We start from the raw sequence: 12,822 nt of genomic DNA, 5'->3' as shown, positions 1-12,822 counted from the left end.
ATGTAGAATATATTGTATCCACAAGAATATTATGCCAGTTAATCCATAGATATTTGTACCCGGTCTTCCCGCCGCAAGGCGTCAAGATATAAGCATCACCTGACAAGGAGAATATTGAGGCAACATGGACACTCAGATTTAACTTCTTAGGCGCTTATCGTAAAACCAAACTTTAAAAAACCTAAGGAGGCACACACATGAAACAACAAACAGCCCTGGCTCTGGCGGCCGTATTCGCCCTGAGCGTGGCCGGAACCGCCCTGGCGGCGCCGGCTAATCCCTTTGTGGATGTTCCGGCAAAACACTGGGCCTATGACTCTGTAAGCAAGCTGGCTCAAGCCGGCATCATTTCCGGTTATGGCGACGGCACCTACAGAGGGGACAGAACCCTTACCCGTTATGAAATGGCCACTATTGTCGGCAAAGCCCTCGCTAACAGCGAAAAGGCCGATGCGGAAATCCAAAAAGAACTGGATGCCCTGCAGGCTGAGTTTGCCGACGAACTGTATACCCTGGGTGTCCGGGTGGATGAGATCGAGAAAAAAGTTGATAATACCAAACTTACCGGTGTTATCCGCGCCCGTTTTGACGATAATGATATTTTAGGTACGAAGACTCAGGATGCCAAACTGCGTACGCGGATCATGGTAACCGGCAAAATAAGTGATGACTGGACTTATAACGCCCGCCTCCAGAATGTTCAGAACCTGAAATCAGGCGGCAATGATGATAGTACAGTCCTAAACATTGCCAACGTAACCGGCAAAGTCGGGGATGCCACGGTAACTGTGGGCCGTTACAGCGTTCTGCCTGCCTATGGTATTGTAATTGACGACCAGGTAGACGGCGGTATGGTCAGCTTTGGCAATAAATTAAAGGTCGACCTTGCGGCTTATAAGTTCGGTACTGTTGCTACTGCCGACCTTAAGTCTGAGGATACCATTTACATGGCTAACCTGGGCTATGCCCTAAATGACAAAGCCAATGTCCGCGGCGCTTATTTCCATAATGATGATGGCGCTCAGCGAGATATTTTTGAAGTAGGCCTGGATTATAAGCTTGTTAACAATCTTGTGGTTTCCGGTGCTTATGCCAAGGAAGATGTGGATAAAAACGATTCCTACTTCGTAAAACTGGCCTACAAAGGCGCTGCCAAAAACGCGGCCGGCTCATATGGCGTATATGGCATGTACCGCGAAGTTAACCCTAATACCTATTTTGCACCAACCTTTGACCAGGATTTCGCCGGTAAAAACGGCGACGGCAAAGGCTATGAAGTGGGCTTTACCTATACACCGATGAAAAATGCACTTTTAACAACAACGTATACCGATCTTGACGGCCTTACAGACAAAAATGAAAACTCCAAATACTATCGGGCACAAGTAGAATTTTACTTCTAAATACAAAAATCTGCCGGTTTGCCGGCAGATTTTTATATTAATGACATATCCTGCCGGATTGCCGGCAGGATATTGGTTTATAATGACGAATTTAATCTGTATAATCAATGTGGGGAGGAGAACCGGCATGATCCAAAAGAGAATAGTGGCACTAGTTACCCTTGTTATGCTGATTGTTTCTGGGCTGGCCGTTCCGGCGGCGGCGCAGGCAGCAGGTGAGCTCACCGTTATCGGTAAACTGGCAGTTGCCGAAAAAAACATATACGGGGCTGCTCAAACCGGTTCTTTGGTTGACCGGGTTACTAAAGTGGAGCAGGACCTTTATGGGCAGGAAGCCTATGATGCCGTACTGCCGCGGGTGGAGCAGATTTATACATATATCTTTGAGGCAAATGAGCATACCCCTTCCTTGCTTATTAAGCTAAATGCTGTTGAATGGACGCTTACCCAGCGTATCAGCGACAGTGCGATAATGACCAGAATTGAAAAGCTGGAAGAGACTATGAATGGCCTCCCGGGAACCGGTTCATTGGATGCCCGCCTGGATGCACTGCTGAACCTGGCTTATACGGATGGGAACTTTGAGGTGGTGCCTGCTATCCTGGCGAAAGATACCCTTGTTAAAATTAAAACCCTGTCGAAGTTAAACAGCAAACAAAGCCGGGTCGGCGATTCGGTCGCGTTAGGGATTGCGGAAGATGTATTTATTGGCGGGGTGCTGGTATTACCCAAAGGGGCTATTGGCACAGGTAAAATAACAGAAGTACGGCAGGCCAAAAACTTTGGCCGTGATGCCAAGCTGGAGATCAGCTTTGACAATGTGCGGGCCGTTGATGGCAGCAGTGTTAATACCTTTTTAGGTGACAAGGCCAAAGCGGAGACCAAGTCTATGGCGAAAGCGGCCGGGGCCAGTGTGGCCGGGATGGTCATTCTCGGACCGGTGGGGATTATTGGCGGTGCCTTTATCAGCGGCAAAGATGCGGAGATCCCCATTGGCAGCCAAATGTATATCCAGACTAAAGATGATGTTGAAGTTTATGGTATTAGAGTTAAATAACCGGTAAAAACCAGCCCTAAAGCCGCATAACTGCGGCTTTTCTACATATTGCTAGGCGCATAATGAAGGAAAAAGCGGTAATCTGTAGAATTAAGTCAAGAAGATTACCCTTTTTTCTTTCATTATTTCAGACAGGAGAAAATAAGCGCTATGCCTAATAATAAAAAACTTATTTTGGGACTCATGGCTTTCGTGATTGTCTTTGGGACACCGGCGGGGCCGGCCCGGGCGGCTGCCGGTCAGCCGGCAGCCGTAAGCCAGGTCCCGATTACCATTGAAGCCGAGGAACTGACTTTTAGCGAGGAAACCGGTGATATCCTGGCCAAAGGCCAGGTGGTCATTACCAACGAGGGGCAGCGGGTGGAGGCTGAACAAATCAACGGCAATACTAAGCGCAATGAGATCTGGATCCATGATCAGGCCCATTTTTCCCAGCCTGATGCGGTATTGTCCGGCAGCCGCACCGTATACAACTACAAGCTTAAGACCGGCAGCATGGAAGCCATCAAAGGCAAAATCGGCCATGAATTTGTGGCCGGGGAAAAGATCAGCCTGCAGCCTGATCAGTATGTCGTCAGCCAGGGGTCGGCAACCCACTGTCCGGCCGAAGTGCCGGATTATCATGTCAGTGCCGATAAGATCGAGATCTGGCCCGGCGACCAAATGGTTGCCTATAACGCAAAATTCTGGATCGGCAATAAGGTCATCTTTTCTCTGCCCAAGTACCGCCAGTCGCTGAAACAAGGAGAAGACAGCATGGCTTTTCCCCGGATTGGCTATGATAATGATGATGGCCTGTCAATCAAGCAGCATATTGAGTATCCCTTTGACAATAAACTGTCGGCTTATGCGAATCTGGACTATTACAGCCAGGCCGACTTTAAACCCAGCGCCGGCTTCATTCAGCGGGAGAAAAACTTTTCTCTGGATTTGACCTATGGCCATTTCCGGGATAGTGACAGCAACTGGATAAAAAAAGAACCGGAGTTTAAGTTTTCCTATTATCCCAACCAATTAGGCTCCTGGCCGGTCCATTATACATTTACCGCGATTTACGGCAAATGGACGGATGACGACAAATCAAGCTGGCACCAGGATTACAGCCTGTACTTCAGCCATGAGCCGATAAAACTTAGCAGTTCGAGCAACCTGTATCTGGGCGCCGGCCTGCAGCATGTGCGGGAAAGCTATGACCACTCGACCACCACCAATTTTAAATACGACGCCACCATTGACAGGCAGTGGTCGGAGCGGTTCTCAACCTGGGCCGGGTACCACTATAACCAGAATAATCCCAAGTTGTTTGACTATGATGCCGATAAGATTAACCGTGAGCTGGCCGCCGGTTTTACCTATAAAATTGACCGCATGAATACAATCAGCATCAAGCAAAGCTATGATATGGATGGAGACCGTCTGGCTGATGTGGATTATATTTGGTACCGCAATCTGCACTGCTGGGAAGCGAAAGTCACTTACCGGGCCAAACGGGATCAGATTAAATTAGATGTTAGTACAATTAAGTGGTAAACCGGAAGGAGACGGAAACTGTGCCTCGCAAGCTGCTGAAGCTAGTTGATGAATTGCAAAATAAAAAAATTATGATTATTGGCGACATGGTTGCCGACATCTATCTGGAAGGCAGGATCTCCCGGATCTCCCGGGAGGCGCCTGTCCTCATTCTTGAGCATGCCGGGGAAACGGTCGTTCCCGGCGGGGCGGCCAACGCTGTTCATAATGCCGCCACCCTGGGCGGCACGGTTTTTGCTGTTGGCGTTATCGGGGCGGATAATGCCGGCGTCCAGCTGACCCAGGTGTTGAATAGCAAAGGCGTCAATACCGGGGGCTTTATTACCGACGCCGGCCGCCCGACCATTACCAAAACACGGGTAATGGCCGGCGGCCAGGCCACCGTCCGCCAGCAAATTGTTAGGATTGACCGGGAGTGTAAACAGGCCCTGACACCGGCAGTGGAAGAAGGTCTGCTGCATTATATTGCCAATCATGTCCGGGAAATGGATGCTGTCGTTATTAGCGACTACGGCAGCGTCCCCCCCGCTATCCGGGAAGCGGTTATTGCTGCCTGCAACCAGGCCGGCATACCGTCCATGGTTGATTCCCGCTACGGTGTTATGGCCTATAGCGGCATCCGCATTGTCAAACAGAACGAATCAGAGGCAGCCAGTGCACTGGGGCTTGACCTGCGGGAGCCGGAAGCATTGATGCAGGCCGGCCGGACAATGCTGGACCGTTTGCAGGCTGAGGCCGTGTTAATTACCCAGGGTCCTGACGGTATGACCTTGTTTGAACGCTCCGGCCCGGTTTCCCATATTGCCGTCAGCAATAAAAGCGAGGTCTATGATGTTACCGGCGCCGGGGATACGGTCGTTGTCACGATGATGCTGGCGCTGGCGGCCGGTGCGGCTTATTATGACGCCGCCTGCCTGGCCAACCTTGCCGCCGGGGTTGTTGTCCGCAAACCTGGTACAGCCACCGCAACCCCGGCCGAATTAAAACAGGCCATCGGCGAGCAACAGCTATGAACATTATTGCCTATGCCGACATTGGCACCCTGGCCGCCCAATTAAAAGCCGCCGGCAAAATCATTGTTTTTACCAACGGCTGCTTTGACATCCTCCATGCCGGCCATGTCCGCTATCTGAATGGGGCGCGGGCCCTGGGCGACTGTCTGATCGTCGGCCTCAACAGCGATGAATCGGTCCGCCGGTTAAAAGGACCGACCCGGCCGGTTAATGACCAGCAGGACCGGGCCGAGGTGCTGGCGGCGCTGCGCGCTGTCGATTATGTGGTTGTTTTTCCCGAGACAACCGCCGAGAACATTGTTGCTGCGGTTCAACCTGCTGTCTATGCTAAAGGTGGCGACTATAGTGTCAAGGACCTGCCTGAAAGCCACATTGTCGAAAGCTACGGCGGCCGCGTTGTGCTGATTCCGGAAGTAGCCGGCCGATCCTCCAGCAATATCATCAGGAAGATCAGCGGCCGGCAAGCCTGAGAAAGACAGGAGGCAGTCTTTTGACCTACCAAAATATTCTGATTGTCAAACTGAGTGCCATTGGCGATGTCATCCATGCCCTGCCGGTGGCACCGGCGCTAAAGCAGTGTTTCCCCCAGACAAGGCTCACCTGGGTTGTTGAGCCGCCGGCCTATGATGTGCTGACAAATAACCCCTGTATTGATGAAATCATTGTTTTTGAAAAAAAACGGTGTAAATCGCTGGCCGGGCTGTACCGTTATGCCCCGGCGTTTATCAGGGAGCTAAGAGAGCGCCGGTTTGATCTGGCCCTGGATCTGCAGGGACTATTTAAGAGTGCCGCCATCTCCTGGCTAAGCGGGGCACCGGAACGCCTGGTATATTGCGATGCCCGCGAACACAGTGACTGGATTGGAAAAAAGATCTGCGGCCCCAACCTGAAGGGCCATATTGTTGAGCGTTACCTGGATGTTGCCAGAGCGTTAGGCTGCCGGGCAGCAGAACCGGAATTTATCATAAAAATTACCGCCGCCGAGTTCGCCCAGGCCGGGGCCATCGCCCACCAGGCCGGCCTTGACAGCAAGAACCCTTATGTTATATTGATGCCTGGCACCAATTGGCCGAATAAATGCTGGCCGGCCGACCATTTTGCCACCCTGGCCGGCAAGTTATTTGCCAGTGGCCTGATTCCGGTTTTTGTGGGCAGTGCAGCCGATCAAAATGCAATGCAGGCAATTCAGGGCCAGAGTGCAGTGCCGCTACTTGATTTAACAGGGAAAACCTCCCTTAAACAACTAGCGGCCCTGATCAAGAATGCCCGGGCGGTGGTGGCCGGTGATACGGGCCCGATGCATCTGGCCGCGGCTATAGGCACCCCGGTGGTGGCCTTATTCGGGCCCACTGATCCTCGCCGCAACGGTCCCTGCGGGCCAGGCCATGTTGTTCTTACCACCAGCCACGCCTGTACAGGCTGCTGGCAGCGTAAATGCCTCAAAGAGCTGGAGTGCCTGGTTGATATTAGTCCGGCGCTTGTATATCAGTCGCTGGTGAAAATGGTTGGATAGCTTAATTTTCTGTACGGAGGAATAAAATGCATTCTAGTAATGTTATCTGTATCCTCATTAATCTCGATCGCTCACCAGAGCGGCTGTTGCAAATGCAGCAGCGTCTTAGCCGGTTGAATTTGCCGTTTCAGCGTTGTGTCGCTATCGATGGGGGATTGGTGAATTTTTCTGAAAAAGAGATTAATGCTGATGAGTATGAGCGTTGTCATGGCAAATATGTAACTACTACAGAAGTTGCCTGTTATATTAGCCATTACCGAGCCCTGGAGATGTTTGTTGCCAGTGATAAAGAGTTTGCATTAATTCTTGAAGATGATATGGAGTTTAGCAATGACTTTCCGTTAGTTTTGAATGATCTGACGACAAATCATGATAATTGGGATATGATTAAATTTAATGGCACTTCAAATTGGGCAGTCCCTGTAACAAAAAAGAAATTAATAAAGGATTACAGGCTGATCTTTAACTTTCTGCATCAGGCCAAAGCCGGTGCCTATCTGCTGAATCGTTATGCAGCGATAAGTTATCTCGATAAGATGTTGCCAATGACTGTTCCGATTGATCATGAGTTTTTAAAATTTTGGAAATATGGAATTAAGATATTTACGGTATTGCCTTTTCCGGCTTGGGAAAGTGGCGCAGAGTCTACAATTAATTATGCAATGGTTGGTAAGAATCGAAAAAAATGGTATAAAAGATGGAGTTGTTATTCCTACCGGTTGCAAATAGCTATGCAGCGTATCTATCATGGCTATAAGCTATAAATCAAATTTATGTTAATTGGAGAGTAGCAGCGTGAACGACCAAAGCTTTATGGGACCTAAAGTAACTATTATTACCGTAACTCGCAATAATGGACAATCTTTAAAAAAAGCGTTTGACAGTGTTGCCAATCAATCATATCCCAATATCGAGTATATTGTAATTGATGGGGTCTCAACAGATGAGACACTACAGCTAATTTCCCAATATGAAAATACAATTAGCTATTGGGTGAGTGAACCGGACAAAGGGATTTATAATGCAATGAACAAGGGATTAAACTATGCACATGGTGAGTTAGTTTATTTCCTGAATTCTGACGATTATTTTTATGATCGCCAGACGATTCAGGATGTGGTGGATTTGTACCTGCAGCTAGGGAAACCAGCGGTTATCTATGGTGATGTAATGACCTATAGCAGCATCGCTGGCAGAAAAGTAGGCCGTTCAGGCCGTAAAATCGGGTTGCGTCAGGTGCAGAAAGGGCGCGTAATCTGTCATCAGGCTATGTTTATGCAAACTGAGATTCTGAAAAAACATAAATTTAATGAAGAGTATAGAATAGCTGCTGATTATGATTTACAGATACGCTGCTTAAAAGTTGGTTATCAATTCGCTTATATCGATAAAATAATTACTCATTTTTCTATTGATGGTTTAAGTTCATTATCTGCAGGTAAACAAGCAACCGTATACGAAAAAATACGGATCATTCGGACTCATTTCAATCGCTGTACCTTCTACTGTTTTTATTTTTTTGCCAAGCTTAAGCTGTTCCGTATGGCAATAAGAGGTTTCCTGAGACGTATAGCAATTTAGTAAACTTAGGGGGGAAACGCATGAGGGTGGTCTATGACCATCAAGTATTTGAGATGCAGCGTTATGGGGGCATATCCAGATACTTTTATGAATTGATATCGAGAATGCTTAGACGGGATGAAGCCTCAATTGCTTTATTTATGGGGTTTTACGCCAATCGATATGGTTTACAGAGATTTGAAAATTCATATGCAAAATTTTTTGGAATAGACCGAGAGCGCTTTCCTTTTGGCAAAAAAATAGGTCCATTCTTAAATAAAAAACTGCGATTTCGATTTCTGTCTGAAATATGTGCGGATATATATCATCCCACATATTATTTTTCAGATTTCACGAATACTAATTTTAAAAAAATTATTACTGTACATGATATGATTCATGAACTGTTTCCCACTAATTTCTCTTATCGCGATAAAACAGTAGAGTGGAAAAAAAGATGTGTTTCTCTAAGCGATGGGGTTATATGTGTATCTGAGTCGACCAAAAAAGATTTAGTGGAAATCCTGCAAGTGCCGGAAAATAAAATTACGGTTATATATCATGGCAATTCATTGAGAATACCTGTTAGTACACCGCCCCTGGTCAAGGAGCCCTATATATTGTATGTCGGTGAACGGCATGGGTATAAAAATTTTAAATGCCTGGTGGAAGCATTGGCAATCTCTCCTACAATACGTAAGCAGTTTAAATTAGTCTGTTTTGGCGGTGGGAAAACAAAAAGAAGGGATGTTGAACTGCTTGAAAAAGCTGGACTGACCAATCAGGTTCTTTTTGCATCAGGCGAAGATGAAGCCTTAGCAAATTATTATAAGTATGCACAGGCTTTTGTTTATCCTTCTTTTTATGAAGGTTTTGGGATTCCTCCCTTAGAGGCGATGTATCAAGGCTGCCCGGTTGTTGTTAGTGACCGGAGCTCAATACCGGAGGTAGTTGGTAACGCCGGATTGTACTTTAATCCACAGAGTTCGGAGGATTTAGCAAGCAAGCTGGGGCAGGTGCTTAGTGACAATGAATCAAGAACAAGGCTTATTGAAAATGGGTTTAGGCAGGAAAAACTATTCTCCTGGGATCTCACCGCGACACAGACACTTTCTTTTTATAAAACGATATTATCTGACAATTGACATTGAACTAATTGGAGGAAACGATGAGAGTATTGATTGACGGTCAGGTTCTTATGGGGAATAAGACTGGGATAGGATTTTACTGCCATAATTTGATTAGAGGGCTTTACCAGCTAGATGGCAGCCATGAATTTATAACAGTTTATAATAAGTTCAAACCCAGAAAACAAAAGTATGTTATAGGTGAGGAGCGATATATCAGATATCCTTATAGTTATCTTCGTGAAATCATGAAGGGGCGATTTTTGTATTCTATTCCTCTAGAGAGATTTATGGGTGACTTTGATATTTATCACGGAACTAATTACTCAATTTTACCAACAAAACGAGCTAAAACGGTGTTGACAGTTTGTGACCTTGTATTTAAAAAATATCCTGAGACGGTAGCTGTTCGTAATTTAAGATTCTTATCATATTTTGTGGAAAAGTATACAATTTGTGCTACAAAATTAATTACAATATCGGAGAGTACGAAAAAAGATGTTGTAGACTTCTTTGGTATTGACCCGGATAAAATTCATGTCACACCACTTGCGGCCGATAAATTTTTCCGGGTGATATCGCCTGAAGATAGTTACTTTGCCGAAGTTCGCGCTAAATATCAGTTGCCTGACCGGTTTATTTTATATGTGGGCACTCTCGAACCCCGTAAGAATTTACAGAGATTAATTAGTGCTTTTGCTAAAACATTTAAAAGGACCGGTTGCGAACACAAGCTTGTGCTGGCTGGAGGAAATGGCTGGATGTATGATGGAATATTCAAGCTTGTTCAGGAGCTGGGCTTAGAGGATAAAGTGATCTTTACGGGGTATGTGGATGCATGTGATTTGCCGCATCTGTACAATTTAGCAGATGCTTTTGCTTATGTATCTTTATACGAGGGATTTGGATTGCCCCCACTCGAAGCCATGCAGTGCGGAATACCGGTTTTGGCATCAAACGTATCATCTATTCCGGAGGTCGTTGGTGAGGCAGCAATATTAATTAATCCTCTGGATACAGAGGCCATTGCCGACGGCCTGGAACAACTGCTGTCAGATACCAGTCTCTATGCTAATTTAAAAGCGAAGGGGCTGGAACGGGCGGCTACCTTTCAATGGAGGCAAACCGCCCAACAGACTTTAGACTGCTACCTGGCAGCCATTAATGCGGATAGGTAATTCAAGAAAGGGACAGTTCGATGAAAAAAGTACTCATAACAGGGATAACCGGGCAGGACGGCTCTTATCTAGCCGCGTTGTTACTGGGCAAAGGCTATGAGGTGCATGGGGCCGTGCGCAGGGCCAGTATGGAGAATACTGTTAAACTACAGAATATACAGAGTATAGCTGATAAAATAAATTTGCATGCTTGTTCGCTAGACAATCATTTGTCTGTCTATAAACTAATTGCTGCTATCCGGCCAGACGAATGTTACCATTTAGCAGCATCGAGTTTTGTAAGTTATTCATTTGAAGATGAAGCCTCTATTCTTGCCGCAAACTTTACATCCACTCATTACCTTTTGTCCAGTATTAAAGAATTGTGCCCGTCCTGTAGGGTATACTTCGCCGGTTCGAGTGAGATTTTTGGCAACGCAGAAGAATCGCCGCAAACAGAAACCACAAAGTTCAATCCACGCTCCATGTATGGTATATCCAAGCTCGCCAGTCACCATGTAGTGAAAAATTATCGGGAGCAGTACGGCTTATATGCCTGTACTGGTTTTACCTATAATCATGAATCGCCGCGGCGGGGACATGCTTTTGTGACGAGAAAAATTACGGCCACTGTTGCCAAAATATTCCTCGGGATAGCCACAAAAATAGAATTAGGCAATATTGAGACAATAAGGGATTGGGGATATGCACCTGAATATGTGGAAGCCATGTGGCGTATGCTCCATAATCCCCAGGGGCCAAAAGACTACGTGGTAGCCACAGGTGTTGCCCATACGGTCAGCGAACTGCTAGCTACAGCTTTTTCTACAGTTGGGCTTAATTATACTCAGTATATTGTCATCAATAAGGACTTTTACCGTCCAGGAGAACAGGTGCCGCTCATTGGCAACGCAAAAAGTATTTATACCGATTTAGGCTGGAAACATACCACCTTGTTTAAAGATATGATAGTGGAAATGGTACAAAATGATATCAGGGAGTATAGTGCGCAAAATAATCAATAAATTTATTTCTAATTTTATCATGCTGAAACCTTGTTAAACAAAATTCCTGATTTTTAATTATCCGGGTGCGCAAGCAATTATCTGAAACCAGGAGATGAATCAATTCCGCAATCAGTTTGGGATCTTTTTGACTGACTAAAATTCCGCCATTTTGTAACGTTTCGGCAATAGCGGCAGCATTATAGGCTAGTATAGGAATTCTGAAATACATGCTTTCAACCAAGGGCACGCAAAAGCCTTCGTGCTCGCTTAAGCAGAGAAAGACCGTGGCGGTTTTATAGTAAGCCAATATATCAGCAAACGGTATATGCCCGGTAAAATATACGTCTTCCAAATCAAGTTTTTTTAAAAGCGTAAGTAGTTCATTGTAATAGTTGTTCATGCCGGCATAGGACCCAACCAGAAACAGCCTGGCCTGCGGGTCAATATACTTTTTATAGTAGTGAAAAGCTATAATTATATCTTCTTGCTTTTTATTAGGAGCCACCCTGCCGACAAATAAAATATTTGTTTTTCCATCATTATATTTTTTTACGATTTCAGCATTCGCATCCTGCTTGTAAGCAGAAAAATCTATGATTATTGGTAGAACTTTTGTGTTCCTAAATCCAATTTGATCCAGTTCCTGCTTGTTGAACTCTGAATCAGCCCAACATTCATCAACATGGTTCACTAAAGATAATAAACTGTCTCTCCCATATTTGGTGAGAGAATATAGCTTATAGTTGTAGTTGATAAAGAAATGACTTGGTGTTATATTATGATAAATCATGATTTTCCGTTGGCATTGAACTTCAAGAAACCACCTGGCCAGAGGAGAACCTATGGATTTATGATAGATAATAATATCTTTTTTTTCAATATAAACTTCTTTAATATTAATACACATATGTTTTACTTCTGGCTTTATAGATTGAGCACAGATATAGGCTGCATAGCCTGCTTGTTGGAGAATATGATGCAACGCTATAGTATCGTTGCCAACAGCATCGCCTTGTGAAAACTCGGGCAATATTTGATATACTTTGGTTTCCGGCGATTCATCTGCGAGACCGTTACATTGAGATTTTAATTTTAATTCTTTTTTTAAATATGATAATTTCTTGATAAAATGGAAAAACTGTGCCTGTATAGTTAGTAGTACTGATGTGTCGCTTTCTAGTGCATGGGGTAAATTTTGACAGGGTATATTTCTGTTTTTCATATTTCTTATGGCTTTTTGAATGACTTCGTGCATTTAGCTTCCTCCAGTGTATATTTACATGTATACATTCAAAGTTTTTTGTAATAATCCTGCACAGCATATATTACCAGACAGATGAATTTAGGATGGTAATTCTGAATTCACATGAAGTCATAATTAATAATAATTTGACGAAACGAACAGTACTTGAATTTTATAATAACAGGTGCTACACTCTTTTAAGAAGTTTACTT

Annotated in this window: 12 protein-coding genes; 11 read left to right on the top strand and 1 reads right to left on the bottom strand. The window is 45.2% G+C overall.

The features are described 5' to 3' along the window. Window positions 1-197: 197 nt before the first annotated feature. The 11 genes from SPTER_RS17035 to SPTER_RS16985 all read left to right on the top strand — a co-directional run bounded on the left by SPTER_RS17035 (window position 198) and on the right by SPTER_RS16985 (window position 11,385). A complete protein-coding gene (locus SPTER_RS17035; RefSeq protein ID WP_144351476.1) occupies window positions 198-1,403 on the top strand; it encodes an S-layer homology domain-containing protein in 1,206 nt (401 codons plus the stop codon). 127 nt (window positions 1,404-1,530) lie between these two features. Then, window positions 1,531-2,460 carry a hypothetical protein gene (locus SPTER_RS17030; protein WP_246105331.1) on the top strand — a complete coding sequence of 310 codons (930 nt, stop codon included), beginning with the start codon at window positions 1,531-1,533 and terminating at the stop codon, window positions 2,458-2,460. A 150-nt stretch (window positions 2,461-2,610) separates the two neighbouring features. Beyond that, entirely contained in the window at window positions 2,611-3,990 is a 1,380-nt protein-coding gene (locus tag SPTER_RS17025; RefSeq protein WP_144351475.1) for an LPS-assembly protein LptD, read from the top strand. Between the two features lie 20 nt (window positions 3,991-4,010). Beyond that, entirely contained in the window at window positions 4,011-5,003 is a 993-nt protein-coding gene (locus SPTER_RS17020) for a bifunctional heptose 7-phosphate kinase/heptose 1-phosphate adenyltransferase (protein WP_144351474.1), read from the top strand. Continuing rightward, entirely contained in the window at window positions 5,000-5,473 is a 474-nt protein-coding gene (gene rfaE2, locus SPTER_RS17015) for a D-glycero-beta-D-manno-heptose 1-phosphate adenylyltransferase (protein ID WP_144351473.1), read from the top strand. Before SPTER_RS17020 ends, rfaE2 begins: the two co-directional genes overlap by 4 nt. A 20-nt stretch (window positions 5,474-5,493) precedes the next feature. Continuing rightward, complete coding sequence (waaC, locus tag SPTER_RS17010) at window positions 5,494-6,516, top strand: lipopolysaccharide heptosyltransferase I (RefSeq protein WP_144351472.1); 1,023 nt, start codon at window positions 5,494-5,496, stop codon at window positions 6,514-6,516. Between the two features lie 26 nt (window positions 6,517-6,542). Next, window positions 6,543-7,280: a glycosyltransferase family 25 protein gene (locus SPTER_RS17005; RefSeq protein ID WP_144351471.1), complete on the top strand. Its 738-nt coding sequence runs from the start codon at window positions 6,543-6,545 to the stop codon at window positions 7,278-7,280. Between the two features lie 31 nt (window positions 7,281-7,311). Continuing rightward, window positions 7,312-8,097 (top strand): glycosyltransferase family 2 protein, encoded by a 786-nt coding sequence (locus tag SPTER_RS17000; RefSeq protein WP_144351470.1) that lies wholly within the window; start codon window positions 7,312-7,314, stop codon window positions 8,095-8,097. Window positions 8,098-8,117: 20 nt separating this feature from the next. Then, a complete protein-coding gene (locus SPTER_RS16995) occupies window positions 8,118-9,221 on the top strand; it encodes a glycosyltransferase family 4 protein (RefSeq protein ID WP_144351469.1) in 1,104 nt (367 codons plus the stop codon). A 23-nt stretch (window positions 9,222-9,244) separates the two neighbouring features. Next, window positions 9,245-10,381, top strand: coding sequence for a glycosyltransferase family 4 protein (locus tag SPTER_RS16990; protein ID WP_144351468.1), 1,137 nt, complete (start codon window positions 9,245-9,247; stop codon window positions 10,379-10,381). A gap of 20 nt (window positions 10,382-10,401) precedes the next feature. Continuing rightward, the gene (locus SPTER_RS16985) at window positions 10,402-11,385 is read left to right on the top strand and encodes a GDP-mannose 4,6-dehydratase (RefSeq protein ID WP_144351467.1); all 984 of its coding nucleotides are present in this window, start codon (window positions 10,402-10,404) and stop codon (window positions 11,383-11,385) included. On the opposite strand, the gene SPTER_RS16980 is transcribed toward SPTER_RS16985, so the two are convergent. Continuing rightward, on the bottom strand, window positions 11,354-12,622 hold the full coding sequence (locus SPTER_RS16980) for a glycosyltransferase family 4 protein (protein WP_144351466.1): 1,269 nt from the start codon (window positions 12,620-12,622) through the stop codon (window positions 11,354-11,356). The two genes, SPTER_RS16985 and SPTER_RS16980, sit on opposite strands and share 32 nt — an antisense overlap. Between the last annotated feature and the right edge of the window lie 200 nt (window positions 12,623-12,822).

Origin of the sequence: Sporomusa termitida (assembly GCF_007641255.1) — a bacterium.
Classification (GTDB): Bacteria; Bacillota; Negativicutes; order Sporomusales; family Sporomusaceae; genus Sporomusa; species Sporomusa termitida.
Note: the sequence above shows the minus strand (reverse complement) of the source record. Positions and strands in the feature narration are given on the sequence as shown.

What these genes read in the sequence shown, in the direction of transcription:
- SPTER_RS17030 (WP_246105331.1), top strand. Translation starts at nt 1,531, where the DNA reads ATGATCCAAAAGAGAATAGTGGCACTAGTTACCCTTGTTATGCTGATT.
- SPTER_RS16985 (WP_144351467.1), top strand. Translation starts at nt 10,402, where the DNA reads ATGAAAAAAGTACTCATAACAGGGATAACCGGGCAGGACGGCTCTTAT.
- SPTER_RS17005 (WP_144351471.1), top strand. Translation starts at nt 6,543, where the DNA reads ATGCATTCTAGTAATGTTATCTGTATCCTCATTAATCTCGATCGCTCA.
- SPTER_RS16980 (WP_144351466.1), bottom strand. Translation starts at nt 12,622, where the DNA reads ATGCACGAAGTCATTCAAAAAGCCATAAGAAATATGAAAAACAGAAAT.
- SPTER_RS16995 (WP_144351469.1), top strand. Translation starts at nt 8,118, where the DNA reads ATGAGGGTGGTCTATGACCATCAAGTATTTGAGATGCAGCGTTATGGG.
- rfaE2 (WP_144351473.1), top strand. Translation starts at nt 5,000, where the DNA reads ATGAACATTATTGCCTATGCCGACATTGGCACCCTGGCCGCCCAATTA.
- SPTER_RS16990 (WP_144351468.1), top strand. Translation starts at nt 9,245, where the DNA reads ATGAGAGTATTGATTGACGGTCAGGTTCTTATGGGGAATAAGACTGGG.
- SPTER_RS17025 (WP_144351475.1), top strand. Translation starts at nt 2,611, where the DNA reads ATGCCTAATAATAAAAAACTTATTTTGGGACTCATGGCTTTCGTGATT.
- SPTER_RS17035 (WP_144351476.1), top strand. Translation starts at nt 198, where the DNA reads ATGAAACAACAAACAGCCCTGGCTCTGGCGGCCGTATTCGCCCTGAGC.